A 21237-nucleotide genomic window follows, 5' to 3' on the forward strand; every position below is an offset into this window, starting at 1 on the left:
GCGCGTCGCGCCGGGTGACCGCCGGCGGGGACGACGGACCTTCGGCCCGCGCCGCCGGTCCTTCGGCGGCCACCCGGGCCGGGACGGCGAGGCATGCTGGAGGTGTCCCCGAGGTCCGGGGACGTGGGCGAGGAGGCGTGTGCACATGTCGCGGACGTACGTGGTGACGGGATCGGCATCGGGCGTGGGGGCCTGCGTGGCCGGGTTGCTGCGCGAGCGGGGCGACCGGGTCGTCGGCGTGGACCTGCGCGACGCCGAGGTCCAGGCGGACCTCAGCACCGACGAGGGTCGCGAGCGTGCGGTCGAGGAGGTGCTCGCCGCCACGGACGGCACGGTCGACGCCGTCGTCGCGTGCGCTGGGATCTCGGCGCCCGTCCCGACGACGGTCGCGGTGAACTTCTTCGGCGTCACCCGGTTCCTCACGGGCCTCCTGCCCGCGCTCGGGCGCTCGCAGGCGCCGCGCGTCGCGGTCGTGTCGTCGATGGCGACGCTCCAGCCGGTGTCCGAGGCGATCGTGGACGCGTGCCTCGCGGACGACGAGGACGAGGCCCTGCGCGTCGCCGGCACGCTCGCCGAGCAGGGCCCGCAGGTCGGGTACCTCGCCTACCCGTCGTCCAAGCGCGCGCTGTCGCGCTGGGTGCGCCGCGAGTGCGTGACGGCGGCGTGGGCCGGGCGGGGCGTCCCGCTCAACGCCGTCGCGCCCGGGACGGTGCTCACGCCCATGACGACCCAGCTCCTGTCGACCCCGGAGTCGGTCGCGATGGTCGACGCCGCGGTGCCGATGCCCCTCAACGGGCACCAGTCGCCCGAGTCGGTCGCGTCGCTCCTGCTGTGGCTGACCGACGTCGCGAACACGCACGTCACGGGGCAGACGATCTACGACGACGGCGGCGCCGACGCCGTGCTGCGCGGCGACGACGTGTGGACGGGGACGGTCCCTAGCCCAGTCGCGTGAGCCCGCGGCGCAGGCCCCGGACGGCCTGACCGATGCGGTGCTCGTTCTCGATGAGAGCGAACCGCACGAACTCGTCGCCGCCGGGGCCGAACCCGACGCCCGGAGACACCGCGACGTCGCACTCCTCGACGAGGTGCGTCGCGAACTCGATCGAGCCCATGTCGCGGTACGGCTCGGGGATGCGGGCCCACGCGAACATCGTGCCGCCGGGCTTGTGGATGTCCCAGCCGATGCGCTGCAGGCCGTCGTACAGGGCGTCGCGCCGGGACTCGTAGACGGACGAGATCTCCCGGGGGAACTCCGTCGCCTCGTTGAGCGTGACGGTCGCGGCGATCTGGATCGGCTGGAACGTGCCGTAGTCGAGGTAGCTCTTGAGCTTCGCGAGCGCCCCGACGACGTCGCGGCGCCCCACGAGGAACGCGACGCGCCAGCCCGCCATGGAGAACGACTTCGTCATCGAGTACAGCTCGACCGCGACCTCGCGCGCGCCCTCGCACTCCATGATCGACGGCGGCTCGAACCCGTCGAACGTCATGTCGGCGTACGCGAGGTCGTGCACGAGCACGACGTCCTTGTCCCGCGCCCAGTCGACGAGGCGCTGGAGGTCCTCCTTGGTCGCCACGGTCGTCGTCGGGTTGTGCGGGAACGACAGCACGACGACGCGCGGCTTGGGCCAGCCGAGCTCCCACGCCTCGATGATGCGGTCGATGTACCCGGCGGCGTCGGTCCCGTCGCCGATGGGGACCTGGCGCGCGTCGGCGCCCGCGAAGTAGGGCCCCCAGATGTGGATCGGGTAGCTCGGCGTGGGGACGAGCGCGACGTCGCCCGGCTGCAGCAGCACCCACATGAGGTGGCTGAAGCCCTCCTTGGCACCGATGGTCGAGATGATCTCCGTGTCCGGGTCGAGGCTCACGCCGAACCGGCGCTGGTACAGCCCGGCGACGGCTTCGCGGAGCTTGGGGATGCCGCGCGACGCGGAGTACCGGTGGTTGCGCGCGTTCTGCGCGGCCTCGGCGAGCTTGTCGACCGCGACCTGCGGGCTCGGCAGGTCCGGGTTGCCGAACCCGAGGTCCACGACGTCGCGCCCCGCTCGGCGTGCCTCGATCTTGAGCCCGTCGATGATCGTGAAGACGTAGGGCGGCAGACCGGGGATCCGGCGGAACTCCATCGCAGTGCTCCAGCTCTGTGCGGCGCTCCCGGGCGCGGGGGTGCGCACGGGTCGCGGGTCTCGCAGGGTACGCCTGCCGCCGGACGACGTGACACCGCGTCTCGCGACCGGCTCACCGGCCGCGGGTCAGCCGGACCAGCCGAGGTTGTGCGCCATGCGCTCGAGCGTCGCGACCGTCCGCGCGTACTCCTCGCGGCTCACGCCCTCCGCGACGCGCTCGCGCGCGACCGACACCGCGTCGAGCAGGTCGTGGTACGCGTGGTTGCCCGCGACCGTCACGGACAGGCCCTGGTCGCCGCGCGCGACCCAGCCGCGGCGCACGAGGTCGTCGATCTCCGCCGTCACAGCGCTCGCGCCGCCCGCCCCGGCACCCGTGAAGGGTGACAGCACGCCGTCGACGCTCGTCTCCTCGCTCACGCCGTCACGGATGGTGTTGAGCACCTGCCAGTGCCGGCGCGTGAGGCCCGAGTGCTGGAACACGGCGTCGAGGTTCTCGTCGATGAGCCGGTCCACGAGCTTGAGCCAGTACCCGAGGGGGCGTCCGGCGTCCGTGCCGGAGGTCGTCGTGGGCGTTTCCTGGTCCTCGGTCATGGCTGCCTCCCGGTCGGATCACGGCTGGGCCCCACTCTCGCACCCGCGCTCCCCCGGTGCCCGCCGGGGTGGCAGAGTGGGCGCATGACCGAGAGCACCCCCGCGCCGCGCCGCGCGCTGATCGTCGTCGACGTCCAGCCCACGTTCTGCGAGGGCGGCGAGCTGGGCGTCGAGGGCGGGAACGCCGTCGCCGAGCGCATCGCCGAGCACGCGCGCGACCACCGCGACGCGTACGACCTCGTCGTGACGACCCAGGACTGGCACGTGGACCCGGGACAGCACTGGAGCCCCGACCCGGACTTCGTCGACACGTGGCCGCCGCACGGGATCGCGGGCACCCCGAACGCCGAGCTGCACCCCGCGCTCGCCGACCTCGCGCCCGACGCCGGGGTGAAGAAGGGCGAGTACCAGGCCGCCTACTCGGGCTTCGAGGGCGTGGACGTCGCGGGCCGACCGCTCGCGGACCTGCTGCGCGACGCCGGGATCGAAGCGGTCGACGTCGTCGGCATCGCCGAGTCCCACTGCGTGCGCGCGACCGCGCTCGACGCGCACGCGCTCGGCCTCGCGACGCGGGTCCTCACCGACCTCACCGTGCCGGTGACGCCCGAGCTCGGTGCCGCCGCGCGCGAGGAGCTCGCCGCGGCGGGCGTCACGCTCGTGGCGAGCGACGCCGTCGGGCGCTGACCACCGCGGTCGCGGTCCGGGCGACCCCGCGGGACGCCCGGACCGCGCTCACCCGCGGCGCGCGTCCAGCGCGGCGGCGTACAGGTCGCGCTTGGGCACCCCGGCGCCCTGGGCGACGTCCGCGACCACGTCCTTGAGCCGCTCCCCGCCGTCGACGCGCGCCAGGACGGCGGGCACGAGCTCCGCGAGCGGGACGGGCCCGCGCGGCGGCGCGCCACCGACGACGACGCAGATCTCGCCGCGCAGCTGCTCCTCGGCAGCGCGCTCCGCGAGCTCGGCGAGGGGGCCCCGCAGCACCTCCTCGTAGGTCTTGGTCAGCTCGCGCGCGACGGCGGCCGGCCGGTCCGGGCCGAACGCGCCCGCCATCGCGGCGAGCGTCTCGGCCACGCGGTGCGGCGCCTCGAAGAACACGAGCGTGCGCGGCTCGTCGACGAGCGCCGCGAGCGCACGCGAGCGGTCCCCCGCCTTGCGGGGCAGGAAGCCCTCGAAGCAGAACCGGTCCGTCGGGAGCCCCGAGAGCGCGAGGGCGGTGAGCACCGCGCTCGGCCCGGGCGCCGTCGTCACCGGGAGGCCGCGCTCGACCGCGCGGCCCACGACGCGGAAGCCCGGGTCGGACACGCTCGGCATCCCCGCGTCCGACACGACCAGCACCGTGCCGCCGCCGTCGACGACGTCGAGCAGGTCGTCGGCGCGCTCGGCCTCGTTGTGCTCGTGGAAGCTCACGACCCGCCCGCCGACCTGGACGCCGAGGCGGCCCGCGAGCGCGTGCAGGCGCCGCGTGTCCTCCGCCGCGACGACGTCGGCCTCCGCGAGCAGGCGGCGCAGGCGCGGGCTCGCGTCCTCCGCGTTCCCGATGGGCGTGCCGCCGAGCACGAGGTGCCCGGCCTCCCGCCGGGTCGTGGGCGCGTCGGGGCCGGGCACGTCGGTCGAGGAGGACATGGCTCCCAGGGTTCCACACGTGCGCGGCCCCTACGATGGCCAACGTGTCCCAGCCGCCCGCCGACGCGACCCCCGGCCCCCGCCCCCCGGCCGACGCCACCGACGCACCTCCGAGGGACGTCACGGTGGACGGCGGCGCACCGCCGACGGACGTGATGGCGGACGACGGCGCTCCGCCGTCGGACGTGACGACGGACGACGGCCCCGCGCCGAGCCACCGCGAGCGGCTCCTCCTCGCGCTGCTCGGCCCGCGGCGCCTCGCGCTCGGCGCGACGGCGCACGACCGGCTGTGGGGGTGGCTCGGCGTCGCGATCGTCGCCGTCGTCGCGGCGGTGCTGCGGCTGTGGAACCTCGGCCGGCCCGGCACCCTCGTGTTCGACGAGACGTACTACGTCAAGCACGCGTGGACGCTGCTCCAGGTGGGGTACGAGGCCGACTGGCCCGAGGAGCCGAACCCGGCGTTCGAGGCCGGGGACGTGAACTCGTTCCTGCCCACGGCGGACTACGTGGTCCACCCGCCGCTGGGCAAGTGGATGATCGCGCTCGGCATGAAGGCGCTCGGCGGGGCCGAGAACCCGTGGTCGTGGCGGATCGCGTCCGCCGTCGTCGGGGTCGTCGCGGTCGTGCTCGTCGCGCGCATCGCGCGCCGGCTGTTCGCCTCGACGGCGATGGGGATCGTCGCGGGCGCGCTCATGGCCGTGGACGGCGAGGCGATCGTGCACTCGCGCACCGGCCTGCTCGACAACATGCTCATGCTCTGGGTGCTCGTCGCGTTCGGGTGCCTCCTGCTCGACCGCGAGCAGGCCCGGCGACGCCTCGCCGAGCGCTGCGGGGCGATCCTCGACGCGGGCGGGCGCATCGGCCGCTACGGCCCCGGGCTCGGGTGGCGGTGGTGGCGGTTCGCCGCGGCCGTCGCGCTCGGGCTCGCGTGCGGGATCAAGTGGTCCGGCCTGTACTTCCTCGCGGTCTTCGCCGTCGTCTCCGTGCTCTGGGACGCGACGGCGCGGCGCACCGCAGGCGTCGGGCGCTGGTGGGAGGACGCGCTCGTGCGCGACGCGATCCCGGCCGCGCTCGTCATGCTCCCCACCGCCGCGCTCACCTACGTCGCGACGTGGACGTCGTGGTTCCGCTCGCCCGGCGCCTACATGCGCCAGTGGGCCGTCGAGCACCCTGGCGAGGGCGTCCAGTGGTTGCCCCCGTCGCTGCGGTCGCTGTGGGAGTACCACCTGAAGATGTGGGACTTCCACACGGGGCTCACGTCCGAGCACACGTACGAGGCGCACCCGCTCGGCTGGATCCTCCAGTGGCGGCCCACGTCCTTCTACTGGCGCTCGTACGAGGCCGGCGAGGCGGGCTGCGAGGCCGAGCGGTGCGCGCGGGCGATCACGTCGCTCGGGAACCCCGTCCTGTGGTGGGCGGCGGCGCTCGCGATCCTCGTCGCCCTCTACGCGCTCGTGCGGCTCAAGGACTGGCGCGCGCTCGCCGTGCTCAGCGGGATCGTCGCCGGGTGGGCGCCGTGGTTCCTCTACGCCGAGCGGACGATCTTCACGTTCTACTCGATCGTGTTCCTGCCGTGGGTCGTGCTCACGCTCGTCTACGCGATCACGCTCGCGCTCGAGCGCACGGAGGGGCGGGCGGTCGCCCGGGCCCGGGTGCGCGTCGGGATCACGGTGCTGCTCACGACGATCGGCGCCGTGAGCGTGTTCTTCTACCCGATCTGGACGGCGTGGCAGGTCCCGTACTGGTTCTGGCGGATGCACATGTGGCTGCCCACGTGGATCTGACGCGCTGACCCGGCGCGCCGGCCGGGCGCCCCCGCGCGCGCCGGGCCGGCGTCACTGGTAGCTGACGAAGTCCGGGGTCGGGCTGATGCCCCACGTCTGCTCGGGCGTGAGCATGGGCGCGTCCTCGTCGTAGAAGTTCTTCCAGCCCCAGAACAGCCCCGCCGGCGCGTCCTGGTGCAGCGTCGACCACGTGGCCGCCTTCGCCTCCTGTCCGCCCTGGCCGTCGGCGTGGACGACGGTCGCGAGCTCGGGGTGGGCGGTGTCGAGGCGTGCACGGTCGGCGATCATCGACGTGCGGAACTGGTGCAGCAGGAAGACCTTCTGCGGCAGGTCGCGGTCGCGCACGAGGCCCGCGAGGTAGTCGCCGACGGCGTTGACCTCGTCGACCCCGACGGAGCCGATCTGGGCGAGGTGCACCTGGTCGGGGCCGAGGCGCCACTCCGGGTCGAGCGCGACGCCGACGTGCGGCTGCGCGACGAGATCCTCGTACGCGCGCACCTGCGTGAGGAAGTCCGTGCGGCCCGGCTGGAAGTCCAGCACGACGTACACGCCCGCCTCGCGCGCGGCGTCCACGTAGGGCCGCACGAGGTCGGCGGATCGCTCGTTCGAGTAGTTGCCGTCGGAGCCCGCGGACCCCGACGCGACCGTCGTGATGATCTCGAGCGTCGGCACCACGGGCTCGTCCGTGAAGCCCTGGTACCAGGCCGCGTGCTCCTGGGCGCGCGCGATCGTCGCGGCGACGTCCTGCTCGCCGAGCACGCCGAGCACCGGCGCCGCCGGCGACCCGTAGAGCGCGACGTAGCGCTTGCCGGGCAGGGCGAGCTGCCCGCCGCCGGGCAGCTCCGTGCCCGTAGCGGCCGCCTCGACGCGCCACCCGAGGTCGTCGGGGCTGCCGAACGACGCCCCGAGGCCGACGGTCGCCGTCGCCTCGGCCCCCGCGACCGCCTGGACGGCCTCGGACGTGGTGCGCGGGTCGCCGCCGGGGGCGTCGACGACCGTCGCGCCCGACGCGCGGGCCGTCGCGGCCGCCGGTCGGGCCGCGGCCCCGGCGTCGGGGTCCGTCAGCGCGAGGACGCCGGTCGACGTCTCGGCGTCGCCCGACGCCGGGAGGTCCTGGACCGCGAGGTCGGCGGCGCCCGCGAGCGACTCCTCGTCGACGGCGCCGTCGGGCGCGACGGCCGCCGGGTCGACGTGCACCGTGGTCACGTCGTCGAGGCCGGGGACGCTCGTCCCCTCCGGCGCGACGACGACCGCCTCGGCGGTGTCGAGGCGTGCCAGCTCCTCGGCGAGCGCCGCGTCGTCCCCCGCGACCAGGACGGGCGCGACGACCCGCTCGGCGAGCGCCGCGGCGACGCCGACCGCGGTCGCGTCCTCGGCGGCGTCGGCCGGCACGACGACCGCGACCGGCGCGGTCGCGAAGAACGTGCGGCTCGCCGCGAGCGCGAGCGCGGCGGGGCCCTCCTCGGTGAGGGTGAGGACGCCCTCGGGCGTCGCGGCGCGGGCGCCGTCGGGCTCGGCCTCGGCGGCGGCGGGCCCCGTGCTGCTCGCGGCGGGGCCCGGGTCGCCGCCCGTGCACGCGGCGAGCGCGGTCGCCAGGGCCAGCGTCGCGGCGAGCGCGGCCGCACGACGGCGCGGGCCGCTCCGGCGCGCGCTGGAGCCGGGGCGTGGGGTCGAGGAGGAAGTTACGGACGGGTCGTCGTGGCGGGCGGCGGAGAAGGTCACGAAGGCCATCGATCGATGGTCCGTCAGCGGTCGCCCGCCTCGCGACCGCAGGACGGGTTTTCCCCGGTGACGTCGACCACCCCGCGGGCGTCGCCCGCCCGCGTCACCAGTCGACCTGCTCCGAGGGATGGAAGGGGGTGCCTGAGCGGCGCCACGCGTGCGCCTCGCGGGCGACGCGTCGGCGGTAGTCGTCCCAGTCCTTGCGGTCGGGGGCCGTCCAGGCGACCTCCGCGACGGCGCTCAGGCGCGGCAGGAGCATCGTGAACAGCGCGTCGAGCGTGGGGATGCGCTCCGTCCAGACCGCGGCCTCCACGCCCTCGATCGAGTCGGCAGGGAGCCCGGGGACCACCTGCTCGGGCTCCCAGTCGTACGCGTCGCGGACCTCGACGAGCCCCGCCCACTCCTGCCCGAGCGGGAAGTCGGCCGTGTACTTCATGTCGAGGTAGACGCGGTTCGCGGGCGACATGATGACGCGCGCTCCCGCCCTGGCCGCGTCGACGAGGTACGTGAGGTCCATGGGGTGGGTGTCCCAGTACTGCACGAGGGTGCCCGGGCGCAGGGGCGCCTTCGCCGCCTCCTGCCACGCGACCGGCTTCTTGCCCGCCTCGAGGATCAGCCGCTCGCACAGCTCGACGAAGCGCGCGTACTCGGCGGGCTCCATCTTCAGCACCTCGTCTCCGCCGAGGTGCACGTGCTCGCCGTCGGTCGCGTGGGCGAGGTCGGTGAAGACGTCGCGCAGGAAGGGCTCGGTGGCCGGGAGGTCGAACGTCAGGCGCGAGAAGCCCACCTCGATGCCGTGGTAGGCGTCCGTGGGGACGCCGTCGGGCATGAGGTCGCCGTACACGTGGGTCGCCGCGTTGATGTGGCCCGGCACGTCGATCTCCGGCACGACGCGCACGAAGCGCTCGGCCGCGTGGTCCTGCAGGGCGCGGAAGTCGGCGAGGGACAGGTGGCCGCCCGTCCCGCCGGACGTGTCGCCGCCCGAGGAGAGCTTGGCGAGCTCGGGCCGCGACGGCGACTCGATGCGCCAGCCCTGGTCGTCGGTGAGGTGCAGGTGCAGCACGTTGAGCTTGTACGCCGCCGCGACGTCGACCACGGCCCGCAGCGCGTCGAGCCCGAAGAACGTGCGCGCCACGTCCACGGAGAGACCGCGCCAGGGGTAGCGCGGCGCGTCGTGCACGACGACGTGCGGCACCCGCGCGGGCGCCCCGTCACCCGGCGCGACGACGAGCTGGCGCAGCGTCTGCACCGCGTGGAGCAGCCCGGCCGGCTCGGGCGCCGTGGCGGTGACGCCGGCGGCGTCGACGACGAGGCTGTAGCGCTCGGGGCTCGTGGAGCCCTCCGGCCCGGCCGCCCCGTCGACGCGCAGGACGAGCGCGGTGCGCTCCCCGTCCGCGGCGGGAACCGCGACGGCGGCGGGGTCGTCGTGCGTCGCTGTGACGCCGTCGAGGCCGGAGAGGACGCGCGCGGCGAGGTCGGCGAGCCAGGGGGCGGCGCCGTCGAGACCGACCGCGTGGACCTCCAGGGCACCGACGGGCACGTGGCCCTCGCCGGGCTCGACGTGCAGGGGCTGGGGGATGATCGAGACCATCAGGTACCTCGTCGTCTGGGTCTGGTCGAATCGATTCGGCTTTTGCGAGCGACACACCCTAACCCGCGCGCGCGGGACCGACCAAGTGCCCTGCGGAGCGGATCGTCAGCGCGACGGCGCCACGTAGCGCGGGCTCGGGTCGAGCGACAGGACGCCCTCGACGTCCCGCGCCGGGTCCGCCGAACCCGTGGTCCAGCCGCCCACCACGCCTGCCGGCACGTCGTCGAGCAGCGTGCCCCACTCGCGCGCGCGGGCGCCGAACCCCGCCTGCGCCGTCGGCTGCAGCACGACGGCCGCCTCGCCCGCACCCACGTCGAGCGCGGCGGCGTCGAGCACCGCGTCGGCGTCGGGTCGCTGCACGACGACGAGCTTCTGCGGCAGGCCCTGCGTGCGCACGACCTCCCCGACGGCGCCGATCGCGGCGCTGAGCTCCGCCGCGCCCACCGTGCCGGCCCGGGACCCCTCGCCCGCGCGGCGCGCGTCGACCGCGAGCGCGACGCCCACGGTCGGGCGTGCGAGCAGGTCCGCGTACTCGGCGACCTGCTCGTCGAAGCTCGCGCGGCCGGGCTCCAGGCGCAGCACGACGAGCACCCCCGCGGCCGCCGCGGTGTCGACGAGCGGGACCAGCTCCTGGGCCGGGATCTCGGTCGAGTAGTCGCGGTCCGCGCCCGGGTTCGACGACGCCCGCGTCGCCGGCACCTCGAGCACCGGGACCACCACGTCGTCCGGGGCGGCCTCGGCGTACGCCGCCGCCGCCTCCTGCGCACGCTCGACGGCCTCCGTCGCCGAGCGCTCCCCCACCGCGACGAGGCCCGACGTCACGGCGTCGGCCTCCACCGCGACGTACCGGACGCCGTCGGCCAGGACGAGCTGCGAACCGCTGGGGAGCAGGTCGCCCGCCTCGGCCGACCGCAGCCGCCACGTGAGGTCCTCGGCCGTGCCGAAGCTCGCGCCGATGCCGACGACGGCGAGCGCCTTCGCCGCCGAGATCGCGTCCACGACCTCGGCGGACGCCCGCGGGTCGCCCTGCGGCACCTCGAGCGGCACGGCGCCCGCGGCGCGCGCGGTCGCGATGGCGGCGGACTGCGGTCCGCCCGGCACCGCGAGGCTGCCCGGCTCCGTGAGGGCCAGGACCTCGGTCAGCGTCTCCGGCTCGCCCCGATCGGGCAGCGCGGCGCGGACCTCGTCGAGGTCGCGCTCGTCGAGCGTCCCGTCGGGAAGGAGCGCCCCGACCTCCAGCAGGACGCGCTCGACGCCGTCGACGTCGCCCAGGGTCGCGCGCGCGGGCTCCTCGCCCACGCCCTCCTGGCCGGGGGGCGCGTCCGGCTCGCCCACCTCGACGACGGCGACCGCGCCGAGCCGGCTCAGCTCCGTGCGCAGCCCGCCGTCCGAGATGGCGCCTCCCACGAGCAGCACGGGCGCCGCGAGCTCGACGGCGGCCGCGGCCGCGGTCGCGCGCGCGGCCTCGTCGTCCGCCGTGGCGAGCACGACGACCGGCGCGTTGGTGAAGAACGCCTGGCTGCTCGTCAGCGCGAGCTCCGCCGGCTCGGTCGAGCCGAGCACGAGGACGCCGTCGCTCGGCTCGGCGGCGCGGGCGACGAGCCCGGTCTCGCCCGAGGACGGCCCGTCGGCCTTCGCCGTCTCCGCGGCACAGCCGCCCAGCGCCACGACGGCACCGAGCGAGAGGACGACGGGGAGGGCGACAGGGACGAATCGGACCTTCCGAGTGTTCACGCCCCCATCATCGCGCACCCGGCGCGGCTCGCCGACCGAGGGATGTGAGGGACTCGTGATGGTCGGACCCAACCGGCCGCGGGGTCGCGTGACCCCACCCACCCGGACCAGCCGCCGGGCGCGCCGCGGAATCACAGGGCGGGCGGCGGCCCCGACCGGCATACTGGGCAGGCCCTGACCGAACGCCGAGGAGATCGCATGTCGACCCCCGACCAGCCCGACCAGAACCCGCAGCAGCCCGGCGGGACGCCGTCCGGCCCGCCCGCCTACGGCGCGCCGCAGCCCGGCGAGCCGCAGCAGCCGCCGCAGGCCCCGCAGTACGGCGCCCCGCAGGCCCCGCAGTACGGCGCACCGCAGGCGCCCCAGTACGGCGCACCGCAGGCGGGCGCCCCGTCGTACTCCGCCCCGGGCCAGGACCCGGGCAAGACGATGGGGATCGTCGGCCTCGTGCTGTCGTTCCTCGGCTGCCTCTCGATCGTCGGCCTGATCCTCAGCATCGTGGCCTTCAACAAGTCCAAGAAGGCCGGCTACAAGAACGGCCTCGCGCTCGCCGGCATCATCGTCGGCGCGATCGTGCTCGTCCTGACGATCATCGGCTCGATCGTGTTCTTCAGCACCGTCGGCGCCGTGACGCAGGAGGTCCTCGACGCGTGCTCCGGCGTGCCCTCGGGCACGGTCGTCGAGGTGCGTGGCGAGCCCGTCACCTGCCCCTGACCTCGTCGCGGCCACGCCGCTCCGCGAAGGCCCTCACCGCTCGGTGGGGGCCTTCGTCGTGCCCGGGGCGCCAGCGGGTCACCGGCCCGCGGTCAGCGGACGTCCGCGGCGCAGCGGAACCCGAGGTGCGTCGTCGCGCTGTCGTCGGACTGCGCGGACCGCGCCGCGGGCCGGTAGCGGCGACAGTACTCGGGCGCGCACAGGTACGAGCCGCCTTTCGTCACGCGCAGGACCTCCGGCGACGTCGTGGGGGCCAGCAGGTTCGGTCGCCCACCGGCGTCCGGCCCGCGCGTGCCCGGGACGACGTGGCGCGGCGTGAACGTGTCCGCCGTCCACTCCCACGTGTTCCCGATCAGGTCCACGAGCCCGTACCCGTTCGGCTCGTACGAGCCGACGGGCGACGTCCCGCCCCAGCCCGCGTCGTCGTACGGGAACCGGCCCTGCCAGGTGTTGGCCATCAGGCGTCCGCCCGGTGCGAGCTCGTCGCCCCACGCGTACTCCGCGTCGTCGAGACCGCCCCGTGCGGCGCGCTCCCACTCGGCCTCGGTGGGCAGACGCCGTCCCGCCCACTCCGCGTAGGCCGAGGCGTCCTCGAACGCGACGAGCACCACCGGGTGGTCCGGCCGGTCGTCGACGCCCGACCCCGGCCCCTGCGGCGAACGCCACGACGCCCCGGGCTGCCACCTCCACCACTGCCGCCAGTCGCGCAGGTCGACCGGGCCCGCCGTCGGGGTGAACACGAGGCCCCCGGGCACCAGGTCCACCGGGTCGGCCCCCGGGAAGTCGGCCGGGTCGAGCGGACGCTCCGCGACCGTCACGTACCCGGTGTCCGCGACGAACGCCGCGAACTGCGCGTTCGTCACCGCGTGCCGCTCCAGGAGGAACGGCTCCACCTGCCGGTCGTGGGCCGGACCCTCCTCCGGGTAGTGCCGGTCCGAGCCCATGCGGAACGTCCCGCCAGGGACCGGGACCAGCACGGTGAGGGCCACGTCGCCAGGATAAGTGCGGCGCGCACCGGCGGCGCGGCGGCCACCGCGCCCGCCTCCCTCGCGCGCGCCGCGAGGTCCACTCGACGACGGCGGCAGCGCGAGGGCCGCGATCGGGGCAGGAGACTCCGGAGAAAAGACGAGACCCTCGCCGTCTCAGGTCGTCGACCTGGTCTGGCGAGGGTCTCTCCGGTGGAGCTAGGGGGATTCGAACCCCCGACCTTCTCCTGTCGGGTCACAAGACCCAGTGCTCCCAAAGTCCGTTGTCTCGATCGTCGGCCGCCGTCGTCCTCACCACCAGAAACTGCGAAATTCTGGCGATCCGCAGACCGACTCGACCAGGCTGACACCGTCCGCCAACGACAGTCAAACGTGGGCGCTCGCTGCGCGCCGACCCGTGGAACTCGCGTGCACGGAGCGCCTCGCGTGGAACTCGCGTGGAACCCTCACCTCTGAACTCTTCGCCGACGCTGGTGGGCGGTCAATGCCATCGGTGGGAACCGTGCTGCATCTCAACGACGCCATTCTTCAGCCACGGCAGGGTCATCGTTCTCTCCTGGCCGCAGAACCGCCCCAGGTAACTCTTGAGCAGGCCGGAGTCACGCATCACTTCGACTTCCGTCGGCATGTGCATCGCAACTTCCTGCGTCGCCAGCACGACTACCTTCGCGCGAGCACGGGACGCCATAACGTTGAAGCGGCGCAGGCCGAACAGAAACTCGTCCTCGTCGGCAATCGAGTCGGGGTCACCGAGAGCCATCGTTGCGATCATCACGTCACGCTGCTGACCCTGGTACCTCTCGACTGTGTCGACCGCGGAGCGGATCAGGTCGTCCGTCGCGCCGGTCACGCCGTGGAACGCTTCGATGAGCCGGGCGATGACGAGACTCTGCTGTGCGCGGTGCGGAGTGACGACTCCGACGCCCTTGGTGAAGAACGCGTCGATCGGGTACGGCGTCATGCTCGATGGGATCGGATGCGTCGCGCCGGGCAAGATCTCGTTGTCGAGCTGGACCGCGAGACGGCCGTAAAGAAGCCGGACCAGGGCGGCGGTCGTTTGCGCTTCGAACTCGTTCCACTGGCTAGCCAGGCCTTCGGTGTAGACGAACGCGGTCGTCGGCTGGTCCGCGTCGAGGAGCGCCGCATACCCATCGTCGTAGGGCAGTGTTGCCGGCCAGCCGGCTGGGGCGGCAGCGGAGAAGGGGGTGATGAGGTTGAGGCGAAGGTCGGGCGAGTGAGCGGTGAGGTTGTCGTACCCGGCGCTGCGGACGAACTCGACGATCGCGCGGTTCGACCGGTAGTTCGTCTCGAGCGGTGAGTGCATCACCTGCCCGACCTCCCGAAGGTACCCATACACGGATCCGACCATCGCCTCAAGGCCGAGCGGCGGTTCAGCGGCATGGATGGGTGGCATCTGCAGGTCGTCGCCGCAGACGATGAACGACGCATCGGTGGAGGCTGCTATCAGCGGGAGGGTCGCACTGGCCACATCGACCTGGCTGGCCTCATCGATGATGACGAGGTCAAACAGCTCCGCGCCCGGCTCGTCCCTCCCGGCGGACCGACGGTTCGCGGCCCAGGTCAGGTTGTGAGCTTGTTGCGTCGGAGCAGCCACGATCGTGATGCCGGTGGGCAACTGCAACTCGTCGAGTAGCGCCTGCGCTGCTGAGCTCGGGTTGCGCTTGTCGAGAGGTACGTCGCTGACGCCGGGGTCTGGCGGATCCTGCCGGTCCACGGAGCGGACGCGGTGAACTCCAATTGTCACGGCGGGTAGTGCGCGGCCTATGGCGTCAACAAGGGTTGTGCCGACGACAGTGTCAGTCGCGGTGTACGTTCCGCCCGTGACCAGGATCCGCAGCACCTGACCGGCGGCGTGAGCAGCGGCGCAGGCGGCGGTGATGATTGTGCGGAGGGTGTGGCTCTTACCCGTCCCGGGCGGACCCCAAATGAGTGTGAGGCGCCGGGTCAGCGCGTCCTGCCATGCCTGTTCCTGGCTCTGGTTGAGGCCACCGCATGCGGCGAGTGCGGCGCGCGCCGCCGTCATGTCGCGTGCGACACCGGAATTGGCGAGCACCCTTGGCGTCCAGAGGACCTCGGCCGCAGGCGTGAGGGGCGTCGTTCTGGCCCGACCGCGCCTGCTGGCCTGGCCGGTCGCGCGCGCTGCGAGCGGTGACGTAGACGCCTGGGCTACTGCTGGGTTGCCGATGTACCGCAGAGCGGTCTTGACCTTGTCGAGCAGGAAAGTCTTCGGGACGCGGTCCAAGACGACGTCATTGCTCAGGTCGTAACCGTTGGCCTCGAGGACGCTGACGAGGTCAGGGTTCTTCAGATCGAGCACGACGAGGCCGTTGGTACGGTCGAACCTAAAGACGCTGCACTCGGCTACCTCGTCAAATCTCCACCGCAACTGCCACTGCGCGAGGTTCGGCATCCCGGTCAGGTTCTGGTTGGCGAACAGGCTGTTGTCGAGGAAGAGCGGGTCGTTAGCCGGCGAGATGCACCGGAACGCGTCGCCGTCCTTGACCTTTGCCTCACGGCTCAGCGATCCGATCTCGTAGACACGTCGTTCGCCACTGATCAGACGGGAGTCAGGTGCGCCCAGGTACGCGGCAGCCTGCTGTGGAGTAAGGCGCCGCGTCAGCCGGGCTGCTTCGAACCGTGCCTCGCGCTCCTCGACGCCCATCGCACGGTTCTTGTACTCCTCGACCTTGGTCAGTTCGGCGTCCAGTGCTGCGTGTGCGTACCACAGGTGTGAGTCGGATGACAGACCAACTTGGTCTGCGACTGGGCCGAGACCGATCCGGGGTGCTTGGCTCCTGAGCTGACCACGGAGGTCCTCACCAAGACGATCGGTGACGAGCCGCAGGGCGTGGTGTCGAAGTTCGATGTTTCGGCGCAGGTCGTCGATGACCTGCTGGTAGTCGCGCGTTGTGCCTCCGCCGGCGCGGGGTCGGGCACGCAACCGGCTCCAGATTTCGTGAGCCCGCTCGGACGGGATCTGGTCCGACAGGGAGTCGTGAAACATCGGGTGCGGGTTGATCGTGAACGGTGTTGTCTGCCATGCGGGCTGGTAGGTCTTGGCGAGCTCCAGCAGCGAGTAGTAGTGCGCGATCGGTGCGCCGACGAGCGACTTGACGGCCTCGCGAACGATCGTGACGGGGCTCTTTCGTGTCGCGAGTGCCGGGTTCGGCGCGAGCTCGTCTGGAGGAAACAACCACGCGAGATCGCGCACGCCGCTGTTTGGGTCGAGGATGCGGTCGAGGTGCCGGCCGATGACGCGAGTGAGGTGCTCGTACTGCGCCTGGTCCCACAAGTACACCTGATATGTCGCCTGCTGGCTGCTCGTTCGGACCGCCGAAAGGATCGCGTCGAGGGCGATGAGGAACGCCAGCAGCCTGTCGCACTCATCTCCCAGGTCTTTGCGGTCGACGACGAATACCTGCGTGCGCCACTGCCTCCGCTGCGTACCCTGCTGGGAGTTGGGGAACTGGAACGCGTCGATGCCGAAGGCGATCGTGATGCCGGAGCCTACGTCGAAGTATGTGGAGACGCGGATCATTACGTCGGCCCAGCCGGGCATGACGGCACTCGTCCCGGCACCCGGAGTGGCCTGCGGGGCAGTGTTGGCCTGTAGGGCGGAGGCCCGAGCGCCAACGACGGTCCGACCAGCACGCAGTCCCTGGTGAGTATCGAAGGCGGCGTCGCCTGGCTGTAGGGAAGCGAGCGCTGGGACATCCGTGACGTTCTGCGAGCGGAGCGCCTGCGCCGCACCCTTGGTGAGGAACGCAATCCGGGACAAGTGCTCAGTGGCCTCGGCTTCCGGCATGCACTGGTCGTCGTGCCAGCCGGGCGACCCGTCGGTGTTGAACCAGCGCTGGCCGACCCAGTCGCAGTTCTTGCACGTATTGTCGACATGCCAGGGCAGGGTCCGCCACCGCGGCATCGCGACGATGACGCGGGGAAGCGTCTCGGCGAAGAAGTCTTTGAGCCACAGTGAGAACACGACGAACGGTGCGACTTCGAGGTCGTCCTCAAGGGCGCCGAGGAGTTCGGGCATTGTGACGGCCGCGCCGTTCGCAGCAGCCTGCTGCTGTGCAACGGTGACGGCGGCCGCATCATGCGACCCAGGCCAGACCGCCGCCTCCGTCGTCACGAGATACTCGGTGTCTAGGTTGTTGTCCTTGAGCCACCCGGCGAGGGTGATCGAGTAGTAGACAACTTCGGCGAAGTACCCGGACGACGGCTCTGCCGTAAGCTTGATATCTATGATCCGCAGCCGGAGACGGCGATCGGTGGCGTCGTACGGGGCGGTCGTCCCGTCGTGAAGTACCTCGTCGCCGTCAGGTCGGGTGATCGCGTCGCAGACCTGGACGATGTCGGGGCGGAGCGCGGAGAAATCGAGCGTCGCGAGGACTCCGGTTGCTGCACCGAACTGGCCGCGGAAGGTCGCCCCAACGATGTACTCGCACTCGACGAGGAACTGCCCGGCGACTGCTGCCCGCAGGGCGGTCGCCAGCGGCTGCTGGCTGTACCGCGACACGACCAACTGACCAGAGGCGTTTGTAGTCACGACGGGGTTCCCAACGATCGCGCCTGTCGGGAAGGCCGCTTCAAGGTCGGCGACCTTCTTCTCCTCCCAGTCACGGCCAGCTTTGGTGATCAACTGGATGCCGGGTCGGACGTCCTGCTTGGGAGGCATGCCTAACTGGTCAGCCTCGGTTGGCCCCACGACGGGTGATGCGGCGTCGGCGGCGAGGGAAAGTGCCAGCTGCCGCTCGCACCCCGAGGCAAGGTACGCCCCGAGAGTGTGCTTGTTCAGGCGGGGCATGTCAGGCTCCTTGCTGGACGAACGGATCAACGGACGCTGTGGCCGTCGTGTCATTGAGTGCGTCAAGTAGCGCCCGCCCCCCATCGCCATTGCGTGGTCCAGTCGCCGCGGCTCGCGCCTGGTGCTCAGCGAGGGCTGCGACGACGAGATGCGCGCGTAGCAGGTTGATCCGGTCGGGCCTGCGGAACAGTTCGGGCATCTGCGCTGCCAGTTCGCTCGACCACTTCTCGGTTGCCGCTCGTGCCTGCTTCTCGCCCTGCGGAGAGAGCGTGAGAGTCGGAAGCGGACCGTCATCGTCGAATGCTCTGATCCGGCGTTCCTGGACACGGGGACGGAGGATGAGGATCGCATCGAAGATGCTGCTGCCGGCGTGCGCGTGCAGCCCGAAGCCGCCGTCACCCCGTAGTGGGACGACGTTCACTGGGACGAGGGCAGCGGTCGCAAGTGCCTGGGCTAGCGAGTGCCAGCCGGTCGCCGTCGCGTGCTGGTAGGTAAACACAACCCGGCCGTCATCTGCCAGAACGCGTTCAGCCTGCCGGAAGCAAGTACCGAGGCGGCGGGCGAACACCGCGGCGGCATCGGCACTGCGGTCGCCGGCCGCGAGGTTCGTCGCGCGCGCCTGACCTGCGGGAGTGCCCGTCGTGACCTTCAACATCCGCAGCCACGGAGCAAAGAAGTCCGATAGCTCGCTGTAGGCAATATTGTCGAGGTACGGTGGGTCGCTCAGCAGCAGTGACACCGACCCGGTCTCGATCGCGGAAAGGTCCTCTGAGCTCTGGCAGAGGACTCGTGCCTGCCGCTCCGGTGCGAGGGCCGGCACCTGGGCAAAGCCGTTGCCGGTGAGCTCACGGGGGTCCTTCGCATACGCAATCGCCGCGGCGACCTGTCGCATCGCGTTTGGGAACGTTCCGCGTCCAGTCCCGTCAAGCCACGGGTTCACTTCGACAGGCCGCGGAACGTGCCGGTATGCACGGATCGAGAACAACGGGACCAGGCGGCGCCACCCAGCTGCATACGACGTCAGCATGCACGTCGTGGTGAGGTGGTTCGAGAATGCGAGCGCCGCGACACCCCGCTGCTCCTCGGGCAGTTCAAGGATCGCTTCGGCGAGAAGCGACAGGTGTAGGAGCTGCCGCGGGTTGAACAGGTCGCGGTAGCGCCGGTACCCGTACCGAATGAGACGGTCGTCAACGCGGTCGGTCGGGATCTCCGTCGTTGGAATGAACGCCTTCCTGTCCTTCTCCCGCTCGGCGAGCACGGCGGCGGCCGCATCGACGAGGGCACGGTCGGCGTCGGTCGCGACACGGAAGTGCCGCTGGCTCATCCTGTGCCGCCTCGCCCCGCCCGCAGCGACCACCTCGAGTGCGAACAGATGCCAGCTAGGCGGCTTCTTCGTACGCTCCGCGACGTCGATGAGCCGCTCCGTGGTGGCGCAGCGCGGGCAGGTGACCGTGCCGTTGACGACGGTCCCCTGGGCGATGACGGTTGTGCGGTTGCATTGGCCGCACCGGACACGTGACCTGTCGCCTGGACGCTCAAGGATCGCGTTGCAGTGCCGGCACAGAACGTATTGCCGCCTGCGGCTGCCGTCCTCACCGCGGGACCTGCTGGGTGGTTGGTCGATGGCGATCTGCCAGGTCGGATGGGCGTGGATCGTCTCGTCACACCCGCGGCACTCGACGGCCTGGACCCAGAAGTGGTGCACGACCGTCTCGTGTGGGCCCTCAACACTGGGCGCGTCGGCGACCTGGTGGTACCTGGCGAGCTTCCCGGCGACGTTGGACTGCAAAGATCGGAGGATCTGCTCGGGGTCGGGTTGGTCGGCAGCATCGAGTTCGAAGCGGGTCACAGCGGCGGCGACCGGGTCAACATCGAGGCCAATGACGGTCGCACCTAGGCGCTGTGCTTCAACGAGCGCGGTGCCGCCCCCGACGAAAGTGTCGAGGACGGTAATCCCGCGGAGATTAGCACTGCCGTAGTAGCCGTCCCAGAAGTCGCCATCAGCGTCGGTTGCAGCAGCGACGAGGAGACTACGGAACGCAGTGCCGAGCCGGCGCGCGAACCACTTGTGCGCGCCGTAGATCGGCCGGGGCCGTCGGGCTTCGCGCTGTGCGAAGACCGACAACTCCCGGACCGGGAGTAGACCCGCATCGAGGAGCGACCATCTTGGGAGGCGCGGGTCTGGCTTGACTTCACTGCCACATGCAGCATGTGCGTTAGCGGGCTGGTTAGCCACGAGCCCCCACTCTTGTTCGAGCGCCAGCAACCGACTCGGCTGGTTGCGGTGCGACGTCAAGGTGCTCCCGTTCCGATAGCTCGCGGACACGCTGAACCCTACACATACTGCCGGACCCGTTCGCCCGTAGATCCGCCCGATCCACGACCCAACGGTCCCGCTGCTCGCCGCCCCGCGCATCTCCGCCGCGTCCGAGGAACCACCAAACCGGTTGGCGGACCGACCCACGTCTCTCCTGAGCGTGGCGCACGATGCGCCACCGTCGTCTGGAGTCGGCACCTTCATCCAATGTCGAAGACGAACTCGTGATGCCAGTCCAAGTAGGTGATGGCCACTGGTACGGATAGCGCGGTGAGCGGCACGCTCCGGCGAAGGCGTGGTGGCCCGAAGTAGAACTCCGCTGCGGCGTTCGTGTCGACGGCGTTCTGCAGACGCTTGCCCAGCCGGACTGTCAGGTCGGACGTAGTCACATCGAGGGTCATCAGCCCTGCGTCGAAAGCGGCGTCGTGCGTCGGGCATGCGGCGAGGCCGTTGGCGACGTCGAGGCGCTCGAACCCGACCGAGTCCTTCCACGGCTTGATGTGTCCGGCGCGCAGCAGGGATGGCCGCCCACCGTCGCCGAGCGTGAACCCGCAGAAGAGACAGGCGTTGCCGCAGTTGTGAAGCACTCCGTTCGCGAAGCGGCTCTGTCCCATTCGGAGGTACTGCAAGAGGAACTTCTCTGTCACACCCAGGGGTTGGTTAGGAGTCCGCGCGCGCCACTCAGGGATCTCCTGCTCCATGGCCGCCTCGACCGAAGCGCTGTCCAGTTCCTCTTGGCCCAGGAGGCGGAGGCCACCGCCGCCCTCGATCCCCAGGAAGTCTGGAAGTTCAAGCTGGCCGACGCCCTGGACGCGCGCACCCGCGAGCACCCGCCGGTAGATCTCGCTCATGAGGTCTTGATCGACGGCCAGGGCGAGGCCGACCTCGAGGTCGTACTTCGCTCCCCGCGGTCGCCGTCCATCAAGGTTGTTCATCTTCGCGACGATGCTGCTCACAGGGCGCCGAAAGAGTCGCGCCAGTTCTGGGGCAGGCGCGCCGGCTTTGTGCATCGTCGAGCTCCCAAGACGGGAGTACTCGACGATGTGCATCGCCGCAGCGCACATGAGCGTCTCGATGGGCAGGAATGCAGCCTGGCGCTGCCCATCGGCCAGTGGCGTGCGGTCCACGACCTGACGCCACTGTGCGGCCGCCTGGTCGACCGTGATCTCTAGGTAGTCGGCGACACCCATGGGTCCATCCTCAGCGACGCTGTCGACCGGTGCG

At 71.8% G+C, this 21237-nt stretch carries 14 protein-coding genes; 4 read left to right on the top strand and 10 right to left on the bottom strand.

The genetic code is table 11. The features are described from left to right. The first annotated feature begins 145 nt into the window (after positions 1 to 145). Positions 146 to 955, top strand: a complete 810-nt coding sequence (locus BJP59_RS13315) for an SDR family oxidoreductase (RefSeq protein ID WP_194521155.1) — start codon at positions 146 to 148, stop codon at positions 953 to 955. On the opposite strand, the gene BJP59_RS13320 is transcribed toward BJP59_RS13315, so the two are convergent. Together BJP59_RS13320 and BJP59_RS13325 are read right to left on the bottom strand one after the other, a co-directional pair. Next, the gene (locus BJP59_RS13320) at positions 939 to 2123 is read right to left on the bottom strand and encodes an aminotransferase class I/II-fold pyridoxal phosphate-dependent enzyme (RefSeq protein WP_076406254.1); all 1185 of its coding nucleotides are present in this window, start codon (positions 2121 to 2123) and stop codon (positions 939 to 941) included. The genes BJP59_RS13315 and BJP59_RS13320 overlap by 17 nt on opposite strands. Positions 2124 to 2249: 126 nt before the next feature. After that, positions 2250 to 2714 carry a MarR family winged helix-turn-helix transcriptional regulator gene (locus tag BJP59_RS13325; RefSeq protein ID WP_194521156.1) on the bottom strand — a complete coding sequence of 155 codons (465 nt, stop codon included), beginning with the start codon at positions 2712 to 2714 and terminating at the stop codon, positions 2250 to 2252. A gap of 84 nt (positions 2715 to 2798) precedes the next feature. Between BJP59_RS13325 and BJP59_RS13330 the strand changes: the two genes are divergently transcribed. Then, on the top strand, positions 2799 to 3398 hold the full coding sequence (locus BJP59_RS13330; protein ID WP_043656105.1) for an isochorismatase family protein: 600 nt from the start codon (positions 2799 to 2801) through the stop codon (positions 3396 to 3398). 48 nt (positions 3399 to 3446) lie between these two features. On the opposite strand, the gene rsmI is transcribed toward BJP59_RS13330, so the two are convergent. After that, entirely contained in the window at positions 3447 to 4337 is an 891-nt protein-coding gene (gene rsmI / locus BJP59_RS13335) for a 16S rRNA (cytidine(1402)-2'-O)-methyltransferase (protein ID WP_076406250.1), read from the bottom strand. Between the two features lie 44 nt (positions 4338 to 4381). On the opposite strand from rsmI, the gene BJP59_RS13340 reads away from it, so the two are divergent. Then, a complete protein-coding gene (locus BJP59_RS13340) occupies positions 4382 to 6121 on the top strand; it encodes a phospholipid carrier-dependent glycosyltransferase (RefSeq protein WP_336244571.1) in 1740 nt (579 codons plus the stop codon). A gap of 51 nt (positions 6122 to 6172) precedes the next feature. On the opposite strand, the gene BJP59_RS13345 is transcribed toward BJP59_RS13340, so the two are convergent. From BJP59_RS13345 to BJP59_RS13355, 3 genes are all read right to left on the bottom strand, one after another. Beyond that, positions 6173 to 7852: a hypothetical protein gene (locus tag BJP59_RS13345; protein ID WP_228485063.1), complete on the bottom strand. Its 1680-nt coding sequence runs from the start codon at positions 7850 to 7852 to the stop codon at positions 6173 to 6175. Between the two features lie 94 nt (positions 7853 to 7946). Continuing rightward, positions 7947 to 9434, bottom strand: coding sequence for a family 20 glycosylhydrolase (locus tag BJP59_RS13350; protein WP_194521157.1), 1488 nt, complete (start codon positions 9432 to 9434; stop codon positions 7947 to 7949). Between the two features lie 105 nt (positions 9435 to 9539). After that, entirely contained in the window at positions 9540 to 11168 is a 1629-nt protein-coding gene (locus BJP59_RS13355; protein ID WP_194521158.1) for a hypothetical protein, read from the bottom strand. A gap of 198 nt (positions 11169 to 11366) precedes the next feature. Between BJP59_RS13355 and BJP59_RS13360 the strand changes: the two genes are divergently transcribed. After that, a complete protein-coding gene (locus BJP59_RS13360; protein WP_051028544.1) occupies positions 11367 to 11882 on the top strand; it encodes a DUF4190 domain-containing protein in 516 nt (171 codons plus the stop codon). A 92-nt stretch (positions 11883 to 11974) separates the two neighbouring features. Here the strand turns inward: BJP59_RS13360 and BJP59_RS13365 are convergent, their stop codons facing one another. From BJP59_RS13365 to BJP59_RS13380, 4 genes are all read right to left on the bottom strand, one after another. Continuing rightward, the gene (locus BJP59_RS13365; RefSeq protein WP_255541892.1) at positions 11975 to 12826 is read right to left on the bottom strand and encodes a formylglycine-generating enzyme family protein; all 852 of its coding nucleotides are present in this window, start codon (positions 12824 to 12826) and stop codon (positions 11975 to 11977) included. A gap of 523 nt (positions 12827 to 13349) precedes the next feature. Then, entirely contained in the window at positions 13350 to 17696 is a 4347-nt protein-coding gene (locus BJP59_RS13370) for a DEAD/DEAH box helicase (RefSeq protein ID WP_194521160.1), read from the bottom strand. A 1-nt stretch (position 17697) separates the two neighbouring features. Continuing rightward, positions 17698 to 19932 (bottom strand): DNA methyltransferase, encoded by a 2235-nt coding sequence (locus BJP59_RS13375; protein WP_194521161.1) that lies wholly within the window; start codon positions 19930 to 19932, stop codon positions 17698 to 17700. Positions 19933 to 20213: 281 nt separating this feature from the next. Then, positions 20214 to 21203 carry an HNH endonuclease gene (locus BJP59_RS13380; RefSeq protein WP_194521162.1) on the bottom strand — a complete coding sequence of 330 codons (990 nt, stop codon included), beginning with the start codon at positions 21201 to 21203 and terminating at the stop codon, positions 20214 to 20216. Positions 21204 to 21237 lie beyond the last annotated feature (34 nt).

Source organism: Cellulosimicrobium sp. JZ28, from assembly GCF_015327065.1.
Lineage (GTDB): Bacteria > Actinomycetota > Actinomycetes > Actinomycetales > Cellulomonadaceae > Cellulosimicrobium > Cellulosimicrobium funkei.